At 65.9% G+C, this 15053-nt stretch carries 12 protein-coding genes and 1 riboswitch; of the genes, 5 read left to right on the top strand and 7 right to left on the bottom strand.

Features of this window, described 5'->3' with window-relative positions; all coding sequences use genetic code 11:
- Positions 1-42 precede the first annotated feature (42 nt).
- Positions 43-1047: a TAXI family TRAP transporter solute-binding subunit gene (locus C8N34_RS17270; protein WP_054304297.1), complete on the bottom strand. Its 1005-nt coding sequence runs from the start codon at positions 1045-1047 to the stop codon at positions 43-45.
- Positions 1048-1262: 215 nt separating this feature from the next.
- Positions 1263-1391, top strand: a riboswitch (FMN riboswitch).
- 76 nt (positions 1392-1467) lie between these two features.
- On the opposite strand from C8N34_RS17270, the gene C8N34_RS17265 reads away from it, so the two are divergent.
- Positions 1468-1920 (top strand): 6,7-dimethyl-8-ribityllumazine synthase, encoded by a 453-nt coding sequence (locus C8N34_RS17265; protein WP_108129815.1) that lies wholly within the window; start codon positions 1468-1470, stop codon positions 1918-1920.
- Between the two features lie 2 nt (positions 1921-1922).
- Here the strand turns inward: C8N34_RS17265 and C8N34_RS17260 are convergent, their stop codons facing one another.
- The 6 genes from C8N34_RS17260 to C8N34_RS17235 form a co-directional block, all read right to left on the bottom strand.
- On the bottom strand, positions 1923-3554 hold the full coding sequence (locus C8N34_RS17260) for a glycerol-3-phosphate dehydrogenase/oxidase (protein ID WP_108129814.1): 1632 nt from the start codon (positions 3552-3554) through the stop codon (positions 1923-1925).
- 1 nt (position 3555) lies between these two features.
- The gene (locus C8N34_RS17255) at positions 3556-5070 is read right to left on the bottom strand and encodes an FGGY-family carbohydrate kinase (RefSeq protein ID WP_108129813.1); all 1515 of its coding nucleotides are present in this window, start codon (positions 5068-5070) and stop codon (positions 3556-3558) included.
- A 91-nt stretch (positions 5071-5161) separates the two neighbouring features.
- Positions 5162-6109, bottom strand: coding sequence for a D-ribose ABC transporter substrate-binding protein (locus C8N34_RS17250; RefSeq protein ID WP_054304301.1), 948 nt, complete (start codon positions 6107-6109; stop codon positions 5162-5164).
- Between the two features lie 93 nt (positions 6110-6202).
- Positions 6203-7243 (bottom strand): ABC transporter permease, encoded by a 1041-nt coding sequence (locus C8N34_RS17245; protein WP_108129812.1) that lies wholly within the window; start codon positions 7241-7243, stop codon positions 6203-6205.
- Positions 7244-7280: 37 nt separating this feature from the next.
- A complete protein-coding gene (locus tag C8N34_RS17240; protein WP_054304303.1) occupies positions 7281-8822 on the bottom strand; it encodes a sugar ABC transporter ATP-binding protein in 1542 nt (513 codons plus the stop codon).
- Complete coding sequence (locus C8N34_RS17235) at positions 8819-9475, bottom strand: DUF2291 family protein (protein ID WP_108129811.1); 657 nt, start codon at positions 9473-9475, stop codon at positions 8819-8821. The genes C8N34_RS17240 and C8N34_RS17235 overlap by 4 nt, the downstream gene beginning before the upstream one ends.
- Positions 9476-9851: 376 nt before the next feature.
- On the opposite strand from C8N34_RS17235, the gene C8N34_RS17225 reads away from it, so the two are divergent.
- Genes C8N34_RS17225 through C8N34_RS17210 form a run of 4 tightly spaced genes read left to right on the top strand, consistent with a single transcriptional unit; the run spans position 9852 to position 15053 of the window.
- A complete protein-coding gene (locus C8N34_RS17225) occupies positions 9852-11432 on the top strand; it encodes an FGGY-family carbohydrate kinase (protein ID WP_108129809.1) in 1581 nt (526 codons plus the stop codon).
- A 1-nt stretch (position 11433) separates the two neighbouring features.
- Positions 11434-12945 carry a glycerol-3-phosphate dehydrogenase gene (locus tag C8N34_RS17220; RefSeq protein WP_108129808.1) on the top strand — a complete coding sequence of 504 codons (1512 nt, stop codon included), beginning with the start codon at positions 11434-11436 and terminating at the stop codon, positions 12943-12945.
- A 7-nt stretch (positions 12946-12952) separates the two neighbouring features.
- Positions 12953-13885, top strand: a complete 933-nt coding sequence (locus tag C8N34_RS17215; protein ID WP_108129807.1) for a sugar phosphate isomerase/epimerase family protein — start codon at positions 12953-12955, stop codon at positions 13883-13885.
- 25 nt (positions 13886-13910) lie between these two features.
- Positions 13911-15053 (top strand): iron-containing alcohol dehydrogenase, encoded by a 1143-nt coding sequence (locus C8N34_RS17210; RefSeq protein ID WP_108129806.1) that lies wholly within the window; start codon positions 13911-13913, stop codon positions 15051-15053.

The following is a 15053-nucleotide window of genomic DNA, read 5'->3' as shown; positions in this document are numbered from 1 at the left end:
CGGCGCGGCCCCTGCTTCTGGCCGGTCTTGCGCCGGTCCTCGTTACTTCAGCAGGCCCGCTTCCTTGTAGAAGCGTTCCGCGCCCGGATGCAGCGGGATGCCCACGCCGTTCAGGGCGGTATCCGCCGTGATCAGCTTGCCTTTGGAATGGCCGGAATCCAGCAGCTTGCGGGTGTTCTCGTTCCACAGCGCCTTGGTGATCTGGTACACCAGCTCTTCCGGCTGATCGGCGCTGGTGATCCACTGCGCACCGACCGACAGCGTTTTCACATCGTCGGCATTGCCTTCATAGGTGCCGCCCGGCACGGTATCTGCCGCGAAGAAGCTGTACTTCTCGCAGATCGCGGGCGCTTCCTCGCAGGTGATCGGCACGATCTTCACCGCATGCTGGCTGGCCAGTTCGGCAATCGCACCGGCTGGATAGCCACCCACGAAGAAGAACGCATCCATTGCGCCATCGCGCATCCGGTCGGCGGCCTGATCAGGCTTCAGGAACTCGGCCTTCACGTCCCCTTCGGACAGGCCGTAGCCTTCCAGAATGATGCGCGCATCAACCAGCGTGCCCGACCCCGGCTCGTCCAGCGAGACGGTCTTGCCCTTCAGATCGGCTACACCGTTGATGCCCGATTCCGCGCTGGCGACCAGATGGATGCTTTCCGGGTAAAGGTTGGCAATGGCGCGCAGCTTCTCGACCGCAGGCTTGCCTTCCCAGATGCCCGTGCCGCTGTAGGCCCAGGTTGCCACGTCGGATTGCGAGAAACCCGATTCCAGCGTGCCACCGGCGATGGCGTTGATATTGGCGACCGAGCCGTTTGAGGACAGGGCCGAAGCGATAAGCCCCGGCACACCACAGGAGCCGCCCTCTTCACAGGGGCGCGACCCCGGCGGGTTCGAGATGGCATTGGCCAGCAGGCCGCCGATCGGGTAGTAGGTGCCAGCCGTGCCGCCGGTGCCGATACGGAAAAACGCCATGTCCTGCGCCTGCGCAGCACCCGCCACAAGGCCGGCCGTCAGCGCCAGACCCGCAAAGAATTTCTGATGAATCATACCAGCATCTCCCCTTGGCATTGAGGGCACCGTTCATCACGCGCCCTTGATCGCCACAGTAAGACCGACCAAATGGTCAAATGCAACCGCTTTGGGACAGGCGAAATGCCAATCCGGCCGCCTTAATGCCGGATTTGTTGACTCCTGGCTGCCGGTTTCCGACATGCCGATGCCGGTTGCAGGCTGGTCATCGCGCCACAGACAGGTTAGTCAGAAAGGGTTCTCAGGGCGGGGTGCAACTCCCCACCGGCGGTATAGCCCGCGAGCGCCTTCGGCAACGAAGGGTCAGCAGATCCGGTGAAACTCCGGGGCCGACGGTATAGTCCGGATGGAAGAGAATCGCGCACGGCCTGCCTCCCGCGGGCCGGGTGTGACTCGTGCTCTGGGACCTGACGCAATTGAACGGAAGGTTCCGAAAACATGACGACCAAAACCCCCCGCATCGCTTTCATCCGCGCGCGCTGGCACGATGACATCGTGGACCGTGCACATGAGGGCTTTCTGGCCGAGGCCGCCCGGCTGATCCCCGGCGCCGAGGTGGAAACCTTCGACGTGCCCGGTGCATTCGAAATGCCGCTGGCCGCGAAGAAACTGGCGCAGACCGGGCATTTCAACGCCGTGGTGGCTGCCGCCTTCGTGGTGGATGGCGGCATCTACCGCCACGATTTCGTCGCCGGTGCCGTGGTGACCGGGCTGATGAATGTGGGTCTTGAAACCGGCGTGCCCTGCCTGTCGGTCTCGCTGACGCCGCATAACTACCAGCCGGTCGATGTGCTGACCGATTTCTACCGCGACCATTTCGTCAAGAAGGGCGCCGAGGCCGCCAGCGCGGTGCGGCAGCTTCTGGACCTTGAGGCGCGGCTGGCAGGCTGAGCCTAAAGCCGCATATGGTGGCGCCCGGTCAGCCGGGCGCGCACCTGCGCCAGTTCAGCCTCGCGGCGTGGTGCGTCCCAGTTCAGAACTTCGGCGAGCAGCCCTGCGATCCGGTCCAGGTCGCGCATGCTCAGCCGCCCGGTGACGGCAAGCGCGGTGCGCCGCATCACCAGATCCTCCAGACCTTGCACCTGTTCGTTGCGGCTCAGCCAGCCCAGCTCTTCCAGTGTGTAATCGGGCGCATCTTCCAGCGAGGTGGGCGCCGCACCCTCCGCCTGCAGAATCGCCCGCGCCGTGGTGCCATAGCGTGCGAGCAGCGTGGCCGCCCGCCCCGGCGCCCCGCCCGCCTCAGCCGCCCAGACCGCAGGGTCAGCCGGATAATCCCGCCCGCCTCCGATGGGCAGATCGCGCGTGCTGACGCGCCGCGCCCGACCAAGGCGCGACAGAACCGTATCCGCCACCTCCTCGGCAAAGCCACGGAAGGTTGTCCACTTGCCGCCAACCAGCGAGATCACCGGCCAGTCGCGCGCATCTGACGGCTCGATTACCGGGGCGGAATGGTCGCGGCTGATCAGCCCCGCCGCCGTGCCATCCGACGCGGGCAGGGGCCGGATGCCGGAATAGGCATAGACGATCTGGCTGCGGTCGAACGCCAGCCCCGGCAGCAGGCTGCGCAGGCTTTGCAGAAAATAGTCGATTTCGCCGTCCTCGCAGCGCACGCCGTCCGGGTCATCGGCACGGGTATCGGTCGATCCGACCAGCGCCCGCCCAAGATAATCGAACACCAGGCAGATGCGCCCGTCATCGGCCTCGAAATAGATCATCCGCCCCTTCAGCGCCGCCAGAAGCGCCGGATGATCCAACAGGATATGCGAACCCTTGGTGCCGCCGATCAGCCGCGTTTGCAGGCCCAGCGTGGCGTTCACCGCGTCGATCCACGGCCCCGCCGCATTGATCACCACACGCGGGCGCAGTGCCAGTTCGGTGCCATCGACGGCACGCAGTCGCACCGTGGCGCCCTCCGCCCCCAGCAAGGCGCAATGATTGAAGGCCCGCGACGCCGGGCTGGCCCGCAAACCATCCTGCATCAGCTCCAGCACCAGCCGTTCGGGATGCGCCACGGTCGCGTCATAGTAGCGCCCTGCCGCCACGATGCGCGGGGTCAGCGGCGGGATTTCGGCCAGCGCCCTCGCCCGGCCCCACAGCGCATGGCGCGGCATGACCCGCGCGCGGGCCCCATAGAAATCGTAAAGCGCGAGGCCAATTTTCATCAGCACCGCCCCGCGTGCCCGTGGCGCGGTGGTCGATCCCATCAGCGTGCGCAGCGCCGCGCCAATGCCCTTGAACCACGAAAAGATCGGGATCACGGTCGGCAGCGGATGCACGCAATGCGGCGCGTTGCGCAGGAGAAGGTTCCGCTCCAGCGTCGATTGGGCGACAAGGCGAAACTCGCCGGTTTCCAGATACTTGATGCCGCCATGGATCAACCGCGAGGGCGCAGCCGATGTGCCCGAGCCATAGTCGCCCTTGTCGGCGATCACGCAGGTCAGCCCCTGTTCGCAAAGATCGCGGAACAGGCCCGCGCCATTGATCCCGGCGCCGAGGATCAGCACGTCAATGGGGGTCTCGGTCATTTCAGGCAGTATCCTCGGGGGCCAGAGCCTCCAGCGCGGGCCAGATCGGCGCCAGTTGTGCGGCGATTTCGCCATGCAGCGCGTAACGGCAGGCCATCTCGGCGGCGCGTTCGGGCTGCGGGTCAAAGGTGACGCCTTCCCGCGCTGGCGGGCCGTGCCGCGGGCTTTGGTAAAGCCCCACCCCTACCCCGGCACAAAGCGCGGCGCCCCAGGCGGCGGCCTCGCCGGTGCCGGGCACGGTGACCGGCAGGTTCAGCACATCGGCAAACAGTTGCGCGATGGCGGGATTGCGGGAAATCCCCCCGGTCAGCCGTACCTCGCGCGGGGCAAACCCTTCGCGCAGCGCATCGACATGCAGGCGGTGGTTGAAGGCGATGCCCTCCACAACGGCGCGCAGCATGTCACCCCGGTCATGCCAGCCGCGCAGGCCAAGAAAGCCGGCGCTGGCCCCCGCTCCATGGGGTGAACCGAACAGGTAGGGGTGGAACATCAGCGTCGATTGCCGCGCCAGCGCGGCCTGCAACTCTGCCGCCGCCTGCGGATGGATCGAGCCCCCCGCAGCCTCGGCCGCCTGCCGCTCGGCGCCGAAGGTGCGATCCAGCAGCCAGTCGTAATTGGTGGCAGAGGCAGGCGAGATCGCCATGGCGTTCCATTCACCCGGCGCAATGCCGTTACGGCAGAACCAGCGCGCATCGCAGAGCGGCTGCCGCGTCACGGTTTCGTTGATCGAATAGGTGCCTGCGACAATGGCAACGATCCCCTCGCCATAGCCGCCGATGCCAAGGCCAGAGGCCGTCACATCGTGCAGCCCCGCCACAACTGGCGTGCCGATGCACAGCCCCGTCAAAGCGGCGGCGGCTTCGGTCACATGACCCACCACATGATCCGGGCGGCTGATTTCAGGCAGGTTCAGCGTGCCAAGCCCGAAAATGCCGGGAATGTCTGCCGCATAGGCCTGCGTCGATACATCGGTGAAAGAGGTGCTGGCCTCGGTCAGATCGGTGCCGATGCTGCCGGTCAGGCAAAACCGGATCCAGTCCTTGCAGGCCAGGACATGCCCGATCCGGGCGAAACGCTCGGGCTGGTTTCGCGCAATCCAGACCAGCAGCGCCGAAGGGGCAGAGGCATGCGGTTCCTGCCCCGTGCGCGCCAAAGCGGCCGCGGCGGTGCCATCGGCCTGCCAGCCCGCGACCACGTCCGCCGCGCGGCTGTCCAGCGACAGGATGCCCGCGCCCAGCGGTTGCGCCGCCTGATCGAGCAAGTAAAGCCCGTCGCCATGCGCTGTCGCCGCCACTGCCGTGATATCACCCGGCGCGCGGCCAGATCTGGCCAGCGCCTCGGCCACCGCTTCGGCCGTCGCGCGCCAGAGACCGGCCATGTCACGTTCGACATACCGGGGCTGCGGTATCTGTTGCGGCACACGGCGCAGCGCCGCCGCGATCTCGCGCCCGTTCTCGTCAAAAATCACCGCCTTGCTGACGGTCAGGCCGTTGTCGATACCCAGCAGGCAAGCCATGGCAGATCCCTTTCGGAAAGATCGGGGCCGGATGCAGATGCACCCGGCCCCGCCTGAATGCCGGGGCGCACAGCGGCGCCCCACCCGTCAATCACTCGGACAGGGTGAAAGCGGCGGTGTATTTGTCCACATTGTCCTTGGTGATCAGCAGGCAGTCGAAAAGCTGCTTTTCGGTCGCCGCGCCGGTGGAGCCGGTCTTGATCACGTTGTCGGCCTGACGCACAGCTTCGGCCGAGAAGACCGCGACGGGTTGCAGGACGGTATATTGCATCTCGCCCGCTTTCACCGCCGCGACCGCATCGGGCGAACCGTCGAAGCCGCCGACCTTCACCTGATCCAGCTTGCCCGCCTCTTTCAGCGCGGCAATCGCGCCCAGCGCCATCTCATCATTGCCCGAGATCACGCCAATGATGTCGGGGTTGGCTTGCAACAGCGACTGCATCTTCTGATAGCCTTGGGTGCGGTCCCAGTTCGCCACTTCCTTGCCGACCTTTTCCAGATCCGGGTATTGGGTGATGACGGTCTCGTAGCCGTTCGAACGGGTCGCGGCATTGTTGTCCGACGGATTGCCAAACAGCTCGACGTATTTGCCAGCGTCGCCCACATCGGCCACCCACTGTTCCGCCCCCAGCGCGGCGCCCTGGGCGTTGTTCGACACCAACTGCGCCTTGGCCAGCCCTTCCTGGTTGATCTCGGCATTCACGAGGATCACCGGGATACCCGCATCCACGGCCTTCTTCACCGCCCCGATGGAGCCATCGGCATTTGCCGGGTCAAGGATGATAGCAGCCGACTTGTTGGTGATCGCGGTGTCGATCAGGGTGCTTTCGGCATTGGTGTCGCCCTTGTGGGCCGAAACATTGGCCGTGTAGCCCATGCTTTCGGCGGTCGCCTTGGCCACTTCTCCCTCGGTGAACCAATAGGGGTTCGCCGGGTCGGTGACGATGATCGAGATCAGCCCCTCGGCTGCGGCGGCATAGCTCATCAGCGGGGTCACAGCCACGGCGGCCATCAGGGCACGGCGGGTCAGTTTCAGCATGGTTCTCTCTCCCTTGGTTTGGTCGTTTGCCGTCTTGGCAAGGCTTTCCGCGCGGGTCGGTTGGGTCCGGCCCGGTCGGGAAGGTCGGTCGGCTCAGCCCTTGCGCGGGCCTTTGCCGTATTGGATGGAGTTCATCAGCACGGCGAGCACGATCACCGCGCCGGTGAACACGGTCTGCCAGTAGGACGAGACCCCGATGATCACGAGCCCGTCGGACAGGAAGCCGATAACGAAGGCGCCCAGCATGGTGCCGCGCACCGTGCCGCGCCCGCCGGTCAGCGCGGCGCCGCCGATGACCACCGCTGCGATGGCGGTCAGTTCATAGGTGGTGCCAGCCGTCGGCCCCGCCGAGGTCAGCTGCGACGACAGCACCAGCCCCGCCACCGCCGCCAGCATGCCCGACAGCGTGTAGACGGTGATCTTCACCCGCTTGACCGGCACGCCCGACAGATCGGCCGCACGTTCATTGCCGCCCGAGGCGTAGAGCCAGCGCCCGAAAGCCGACCGGCTGAGCATCAGACCCGCCAGCACCGCAATCGCCGCCAGCACGAGAACCGAGATCGGAATACCCGCCAGCCTGTTGAAGCCCAGCCAGTCGAAGCCGGTGTTGCCCAGTTCCGGGCGCCCCGAAAGATTGTTGTAGGTCAGGCCGTTGGTCATCAGAAGCGCGACGCCGCGCGCCACATACATCACGCCCAGCGTGGCGACGAAGGCAGGCACCTTGAACCAGGCGATCAGCACGCCGTTCACGGCGCCGACCAAAGCGCCCAGCGCGCAGGTCAGCACCACGACCGCCCAGACCGGCGGGTAGAGGATGACGCCCAGCGCCTGCATCTCCACCCCCTGCATCAGCGCCCCGGCAATCACGCCGGAAAGCGCCAGCACCGAACCGACCGACAGGTCGATCCCGCCGTTCAGGATCACCAGCAGCATCCCCACGGCCAGGATGCCGTAAATCGCCACATGGCTGGCCATGATGAGGAAGTTCGACACCGTGAAATAGTTCGGCGACAGGAAGGAAAATACGGCGACGATCAGGATCAGCGCAAAGAAGGCGCGACCTTCCAGCAGCAGCCGGCCAAGGCTGAAGGCGGGTTTCGCGGCGGCCGTGCGGGCGAGTGTGGTATCCGACATGGGATGGCTCCGTTACTTGGTCGCTGAGGATCGGCCGTCAGGCCGCCACGGACTCGCCCGAGGCGGCCATGATCTTTTCCTTGCTGACGTTGGAATCGAATTCGGCCGAGATGCGGCCCTTGTGCATGACGATGATCCGATGCGCGATCGACAGGCATTCACCGACTTCCGAGGTCGAATAGATCACGGCAAGGCCGCGCTTCGCCTCTTCGGCCAGCAGCTTGAACACCTCAGCCTTGGCGCCGATGTCGATACCGCGCGAGGGTTCATCCAGCATGATGACGCGGGGTTTCGTCGCCAGCATCTTGCCGATGACGACCTTCTGCTGGTTTCCGCCAGACAGTGAGCCGATGGCGGCGGCCGGGCCGGAGGTTTTCACCGTCACCTCGCGGATAGAGGCGTCGATCAGCGCGCGTTCGGCCTTCTTCTGGGTAAACAGCCCTTTGGTAAAGCTGGCGATGGAGGCAAGCGACAGGTTCTCGCCCACGCTCATGGTCTGCACGAGGCCGTCGCGCTGCCGATCCTCGGGGACAAGTGCCAGACCGCGCGCGATGCGTTCCGCGATGGAAAGATGCGAGATTTCGCGGCCCTCCAGCACCACCTCACCACTACTGGCGCGCAAACGGCCCGCCACGGTTTCCAGAAGCTCCGTCCGCCCGGCGCCCATCAGCCCGTAGATGCAGACCACCTCACCCGCGCGCAGATCCAGCGACAGCCGGTCCACCACGTTGAAGGCCCCCCCTTTGGGATCGGCCACCGTCAGGTCGCGCACCGACAGCGCCACTTCGCCAAAGACATGCCCCTCGGGCGGGCTGCCCAGATCGTAATTGTCGCCCACCATGTTGCGGACGATCCATTCAAGGTCGATTCCGCCGCGTGGCGCATAGGCGGTCATCGTGCCATCACGCAATACCACCGCGTGATCGGTGATCTGCAACGCCTCTTCCAGGTGGTGCGAGATATAGACGATGCTGACCCCCTTGGCCGTCAGGTCGCGGATGACCTTGAACAGCACCTCAACCTCGGACGCCGACAGTGCGCTGGTCGGTTCGTCCATGATCAGGATGCGGCTGTCCACCGACAGGGCGCGGGCGATTTCCACGATCTGCTGCTGGCCAAGGCGCAACTCCTCCACCGGGGTCAGCGGGTCGATGTCTTCCTCAAGCTCTGCCATCAGGCGACGGGCCTGACGTTCCTCTTCGGCGAAATCGACGCCGGTCGGGCCCATGATCTCGCGCCCCATGAAGATATTGTCGCGCACGCTCAGGTTCGGGGCGAGGCTGAGTTCCTGGTGAATGATGGAAATCCCGCGATCCCGCGCCTCAGTCGAATTGTTGAAGGCGACCGGCTTGCCATCAAGAATGATCTCGCCGCTGGTCGGCTGGATCACACCGGAAAGGATCTTCATCAGCGTCGACTTGCCCGCGCCATTCTCGCCGAACAGCGTGGTCACCTGCCCGCGATGAATGTCGAAGTTCACGCCTTTAAGCGCATGAACATTACCGTAGGATTTCGCCACGTTACGGGCGGCCAGAACCACCTCGGCCAGATCCGGTTTTTGCTGCGGAACATCGGTCATTTCACGGTGATCCTCACAGGGGTGATCATCCAGTTTTTCGGATTCACCAGCCGGAACGCGCCGATGACCTCGACCGTCCTGCCTTGCAACGATGCGGTATCCAGCCCGTCCAGAACGGCCTTTTTCATGGCGCGGTTGATGCCAGAGCCGGCATCCTGATACTCGATCTGGTTCTTGAAACTGCCAAAGGCGATGTCCCCCGGCGCGTCGCGCAGATCGGTGCCGTTGATTGCCGGGCCGGTTTGCAGCCGGACCTTGATTTCCGGCGGCATGCCCTCGATGGCAAGCTGGTAGACGCCTGATTTTCCCTCACCCACCACACCGGAAAGCTTCACCGGAATGATGGCCCCTGTCGAAGACACGGTGCCGTATTTCTGGCCCGCCGCCGCCTTGTCGGCCAGAGCCTCAGGCGCGATGACCAGCGCATCCACCGCCCGGCCCTCGATATTGGCCTGAATGCGGGGAAACTCCGCCTCGCCAAAGCTGTCGGGCGAAAACGCCTGCTGGCGCACATCCAGATCGGACCCGAGACGCACCACCTTGGTATCCAGCGCCATCGCCGCCAGCAGCGCGAGGCCCAGCGCCAGCGAAAGCATCAGCCCACGGCGCGGCGCGGCGGGCGCACGGGGGGCGGGGGATGTGGCGCGGTTCATCGGCGGACCTCCGTGATGATGGAACGGCAGGCGGCGAATCGAGCCGGGGCGCCCCCGGCGGCCGACGCCGCAAGACGGGCGCCGCACAGCGGGCGCGCTGCCGATGATGTTGTGATCTCTTTCATTTTCAACGGCATGCACCCCTCCCCGGCGCCTGTCGTGACGGCTGTCCTCCCCGAATATTTCGCCGCCCTCCAGCGATGCGAACCCCGGCCAGCCTTTTCTTGACAGTTCCAACCGTAACTGAAATAAATTTCGTTGTCCGCAAAAAAATACACATGCATCGTGAAACTGTGCTATGAAGCGGAAACGGCATCGGAGGAGATGCCGGGACACGGCTGCGTATCTGCGGGCCGAAGGCGGGAGGCGAAAAGACATGGCAGGACAGGGCAACGGGCGCGACCTGCTGATCGGCATTGATGCGGGAACCTCGGTCATCAAGGCCGTGGCCTTTGATCTGGCAGGACGTCAGATTGATGCGGCAGCCGTGCCGAATCGTTATGCCAGTCGGACCGGCGGGGCCGTTACGCAGTCGCTGACCGATACCTGGGCCGATTGCGCCGCCGCGCTGCGCGGTCTGGGCGCGAAGATCGCGGGGCTCGCCGCCCGCACCGCCGCGCTGGCAGTTACCGGGCAGGGCGATGGCACCTGGCTTGTGGGGGCGGGCAACCAGCCTGTGGGCGACGCCTGGCTGTGGCTGGATGCCCGTGCTGCACCCACGGTCGCGCGGCTGGCGGCCATAGCCGCGAACCGCACAAGATTCGAGGCGACAGGCACCGGGCTGAACACCTGCCAGCAGGGTAGCCAACTTGCCCACATGCAGACGCATTACCCCGAGCTTTTGGCGCAGGCCGAGGTCGCGCTGCATTGCAAGGACTGGCTTTACCTCAACCTGACGGGCGCGCGCGCCACCGATCCGTCGGAGGCCAGCTTCACCTTCGGCAATTTCCGCAACCGTGCCTATGACGATGCGGTGATTGATGCGCTGGACCTGAGCGCCCGTCGCCACCTGCTTCCCGAAATCATTGACGGCACGCAGATCACCCATCCGCTGACGCCCGGGGCCGCCGCGCAGACCGGGCTTCTGGCGGGTACGCCAGTCAGCCTTGGCTATGTCGACATGGTAATGACCGCACTGGGCGCCGGCGTCGTGGGTGGGCCGGGGGATGTGGCTTGCTCCACCGTCGGCTCCACCGGCGTGCACATGCGCGCGGTTGAGGCCGGCGACGTGCATCTGAACGCCGAGGGCACCGGATATGTGATCTGCCTGCCGGTGCCCGGCCTGGTCACGCAGGTGCAGACCAACATGGCCGCCACGCTGAACATCGACTGGGCGCTGGGTCTTGCCGCCGATGTGTTGCGCGACTTCGGTCAGGAGGTCAGCCACCGCGATCTGGTAGCCCGCATCGACGGCTGGCTGGCGCAAAGCACACCAGGCCAGATCGTCTACATGCCCTATATCTCGGCCGCCGGGGAGCGCGGCCCCTTCGTCAACGCCGACGCCCGCGCGGGCTTCACCGGCCTTTCGCTGAACCACCGCTACCCCGACATTCTGCGCGCCGTGGTCGAGGGGCTGGGCCATGCCATGCGCGATTGCTATGCCGCCATGGGCAGCCTGCCCGGAGAGCTGCGCCTGACCGGCGGGGCCGCCCGGTCGCGCGGGCTGCGTGGCATCCTCTCCGCTGCCATCGACGCGCCAGTGCGCGTGTCGGCCCGCGAAGAGGCCGGGGCGGCAGGCGCTGCCATGATGGCCGCCGTCGCCATCGGCGCCTACCCCGATATGCACGCCTGCATCGCCGACTGGGTCACCCCGCTTCTGGGCGCGTCCGAGACCCCCGACCCCGCGCTGGTCACCGCCTATGGCCGCATCTTTCCCGCTTTTGCCGCCGCGCGGCGTGGCCTTGTCCCCGCCTGGGACGCGCTGGCCGCCGCCCGGACGTTCCATGAAGGAGACTGACATGACCACCGAACCCGGAATGATCGACCTGTTCGTCATCGGCGGCGGGATCAACGGAGCCGGTATCGCGCGCGATGCCGCCGGGCGTGGCCTGTCGGTCGTGCTGTGCGAGAAAGACGATCTGGCCGAGGGCACCTCGTCCCGTTCCGGCAAGCTGGTGCACGGCGGCTTGCGCTATCTGGAATATTACGAATTCCGGCTGGTGCGCGAGGCGCTGATCGAACGCGAAGTTCTGCTGAACGCCGCGCCGCATATCATCTGGCCAATGCGCTTTGTCTTGCCGCACAGCCCCGAGGACCGGCCCGCCTGGCTGGTGCGGCTGGGCCTCTTTCTTTACGACCACCTTGGCGGCCGCAAGAAACTGCCCGGCACCCGAACACTGGACCTGAGGCGCGACCCCGAAGGCATGCCGATCCTCGACCAGTTCACCCGCGGTTTTGAATATTCCGATTGCTGGGTGGATGACGCGCGGCTTGTGGTGCTGAACGCGCTTGGCGCCGCTGAAAAGGGCGCCGAGGTGCTGACCCGCTCGCCTGCCATTTCGGCCCGGCGCGAAAACGGCGGCTGGACCGTCATCACCCGCGACGGCACCACCGGCGAAACCCGAACCTTCCGCGCGAAATGTCTTGTGAACTGCGCCGGCCCTTGGGTCAGCGAGGTGATCAACAATGTCGCCGGGTCCAATTCGTCCCGCAATGTGAGGCTGGTCAAGGGCAGCCACATCATCGTGCCGAAATGGTGGGCCGGATCGAACGCTTATCTGGTGCAGAACCACGACAAGCGCGTCATCTTCATCAACCCCTACGAGGGCGACAAGGCGCTGATCGGCACCACCGACATCGCCTATGAGGGCCGGGCCGAGGATGTGGCGGCAGACGAATCCGAAATCGACTATCTGCTGGCCGCCGTGAACCGCTATTTCAAGGAAAAGCTGCGCCGTTCCGACGTGCTGCACAGCTTTTCGGGTGTGCGGCCGCTGTTCGACGATGGCAAGGGCAACCCTTCTGCCGTGACGCGCGATTATGTCTTCGATCTGGATGAAACCGGTGGCGCCCCGCTTCTGAACGTCTTCGGCGGCAAGATCACCACTTTCCGCGAACTGGCGGAGCGTGGGTTACACCGGTTGCGCCATATCTTCCCGAAAATGGGTGATGACTGGACGCAGCACGCCCCCTTGCCTGGTGGCGAGATGCCCGGCGCGGATTACGAGACCTTCGCCAACGACCTGCGCGACAGTTACCCTTGGATGCCGCGCAAGCTGGTTCAGCATTACGGGCGGCTTTACGGCGCACGCACCCGCGATGTGGTAGGTGCGGCGACCACACTGGCCGGGCTGGGCCGTCACTTCGGCGGCAACCTTTACGAGGCCGAGGTACGTTACCTGACCGCGAAGGAATGGGCCCGCACCGCCGAGGACATCCTTTATCGCCGGACCAAGCATTACCTGCACCTGACCGAGGCCGAGCGCGCGGCCTTTGCCGACTGGTTCACCGCCGCCCGCCTTGCCGCCTGAGGTTCCCATGACCCTGACGCTCTCGCTCAATACCAATCCGCTGGTGAACCGCTTTGCCGACCCGGATGATCTGATCGACACCGTGGCGCGTGACCTGCGCATCCGTGACCTGCAACTGACGCATGAGTTCATCAACCCGGGCTGGCCCGCCCCGGTGATCCGTCGCCTGACCCGGCAGATGGGTGCCGCGCTGGCACGGACGGGGGTGAGGGTCACCTCTGGCATGACCGGGCCTTACGGGCGGCTCAATCACTTCGGCCACCCCGACCGCGATGTGCGGCGCTATTATGTGGACTGGTTCAAGACCTTCGTCGACATCACCGCCGATCTGGGCGGCACCTCGGTCGGCACACAATTCGCCATCTTCACCTATCAGGATTACGACGATCCGGCGCGGCGCGAGGCGCTGATCCAGACCGCGATCGACTGCTGGGCCGAGGTGGCGGAACATGCGAAATCCGCCGGGCTGCGCTATGTGTTCTGGGAGCCGATGAGCGTCGGTCGCGAATTTGGCGAAACCATCGCCGCCGCGCTGACGCTGCAAGACCGGCTGACGGCGGCGGATATGGCGGTGCCGATGTGGATGATGGCCGATATCGACCATGGCGATGTCACCAGTCCCGACCCCGACGATACAGACCCTTACGCCTGGGCGCGGGCGGTGCCCAAAGTCAGCCCGATCATCCATATCAAGCAGTCAATGATGGACAAATCCGGCCACCGCCCCTTTACGGCGGCCTTCAACGCCAAAGGCTCGATCCAGCCCGAGCCGCTGCTGGCCGCCCTTGCCGAAGGTGGCGCAGTGGATAACGAGATCTGCCTTGAACTCAGCTTCAAGGAACGCGAACCGAATGACCGGCAGGTGATCCCGCAGATCGCCGAAAGCGTGGCTTTCTGGGCGCCGCATATCGACACCGGCGTGCAAAACCTGAATATCTGAGGTCGCACAGCCCCGGAGCCTGCCGATGACCCAAGCCTTCGCCTTCGCCACCTCAACCGAAATCCTGTTCGGGCGCGGCAAGCTGGCCGAGGCGCCGGGCCGCATCGCGGCTCTGGGGCGGCGCGTCCTGCTGGTCGGCGGGGCTACTCCTGCCCGTGCGGCGCCACTGGCCGCCGCTCTGGCAGCGGCGGGCTGCACGGTCACGCATTTCGCCGTGCCGCGCGAACCCGATGTGCAACTGATCGAGGCCGGGGTAGCGCTGGCCCGCGCTTCGGACGCCGAGGCCGTGGTGGCACTTGGCGGCGGCGCAGTGATCGACGCGGGCAAGGCCATTGCCGCAATGGTGCCCGCCCCGCGTCAGATGCTGGATCATCTGGAGGTCGTGGGCCTTGGCCTGCCGCTGGATGTGGCCCCCCTGCCCTTCATCGCCATCCCCACAACCGCCGGCACTGGGGCCGAGGTCACGCGCAATGCGGTGATCGGTGTGCCCGATCATGCCCGCAAGGTCAGCCTCCGCGACGCGCGGATGCTGCCGCGTCTGGCGCTGGTCGATCCGGCGCTGACCGATGGCTGCCCGCGCGCCATCACGCTGGCCTCGGGGCTGGACGCGATCACACAGGTGATCGAGCCTTTCACCAGCACCCGCGCCAACCCGCTCACCGACGCGCTTTGCGCCGATGCCATCCCGCGCGGGCTGGCGGCGCTGAAGCGGCTGATGCAGGGCGAGGACGCTCAGGCGCGCGACGAAATGGCCTGGGTGAGCCTGTGCGGCGGCCTCGCACTGGCCAATGCCGGGCTGGGCGCCGTGCACGGGCTGGCCGGGCCACTGGGCGGGCTGACCGGCGCGGCACATGGCGCGATCTGCGGCGCTTTGCTGCCGCATGTGCTGCGCGCCAATCGCCGTGCCGTGGCCGATCCGGCGCGGCTGGACCGGGTGGCGGGCTGGCTGTCCGAGGCTTTCGAAAGCGCGCCCGACATGGACAGCGCCGCACAGGCTCTGTCTGCATGGTCGCAAAGCGCCGGTCTGCCCGGCCTTGCCGCGCAGGGCATCGGGCCAGAGGCCCGCGCCGCAGCGGCACAGGCCGCCGCCACTTCGTCCTCGATGAAGGCCAATCCGGCGCCCCTGTCGGCAGCCGATCTTGTCGCCGTCCAAGACGCCGCCGCCTGA

Origin of the sequence: Gemmobacter caeni, assembly GCF_003054195.1 — a bacterium.
In the GTDB taxonomy this organism is placed as follows: Bacteria; Pseudomonadota; Alphaproteobacteria; order Rhodobacterales; family Rhodobacteraceae; genus Gemmobacter; species Gemmobacter caeni.
This window is presented reverse-complemented; position numbering and strand designations above follow the sequence as displayed.

What these genes read in the sequence shown, in the direction of transcription:
- C8N34_RS17250 (WP_054304301.1), bottom strand. Translation starts at nt 6,109, where the DNA reads ATGCTGAAACTGACCCGCCGTGCCCTGATGGCCGCCGTGGCTGTGACC.
- C8N34_RS17255 (WP_108129813.1), bottom strand. Translation starts at nt 5,070, where the DNA reads ATGGCTTGCCTGCTGGGTATCGACAACGGCCTGACCGTCAGCAAGGCG.
- C8N34_RS17215 (WP_108129807.1), top strand. Translation starts at nt 12,953, where the DNA reads ATGACCCTGACGCTCTCGCTCAATACCAATCCGCTGGTGAACCGCTTT.
- C8N34_RS17270 (WP_054304297.1), bottom strand. Translation starts at nt 1,047, where the DNA reads ATGATTCATCAGAAATTCTTTGCGGGTCTGGCGCTGACGGCCGGCCTT.
- C8N34_RS17225 (WP_108129809.1), top strand. Translation starts at nt 9,852, where the DNA reads ATGGCAGGACAGGGCAACGGGCGCGACCTGCTGATCGGCATTGATGCG.
- C8N34_RS17265 (WP_108129815.1), top strand. Translation starts at nt 1,468, where the DNA reads ATGACGACCAAAACCCCCCGCATCGCTTTCATCCGCGCGCGCTGGCAC.
- C8N34_RS17220 (WP_108129808.1), top strand. Translation starts at nt 11,434, where the DNA reads ATGACCACCGAACCCGGAATGATCGACCTGTTCGTCATCGGCGGCGGG.
- C8N34_RS17260 (WP_108129814.1), bottom strand. Translation starts at nt 3,554, where the DNA reads ATGACCGAGACCCCCATTGACGTGCTGATCCTCGGCGCCGGGATCAAT.
- C8N34_RS17245 (WP_108129812.1), bottom strand. Translation starts at nt 7,243, where the DNA reads ATGTCGGATACCACACTCGCCCGCACGGCCGCCGCGAAACCCGCCTTC.
- C8N34_RS17210 (WP_108129806.1), top strand. Translation starts at nt 13,911, where the DNA reads ATGACCCAAGCCTTCGCCTTCGCCACCTCAACCGAAATCCTGTTCGGG.
- C8N34_RS17235 (WP_108129811.1), bottom strand. Translation starts at nt 9,475, where the DNA reads ATGAACCGCGCCACATCCCCCGCCCCCCGTGCGCCCGCCGCGCCGCGC.
- C8N34_RS17240 (WP_054304303.1), bottom strand. Translation starts at nt 8,822, where the DNA reads ATGACCGATGTTCCGCAGCAAAAACCGGATCTGGCCGAGGTGGTTCTG.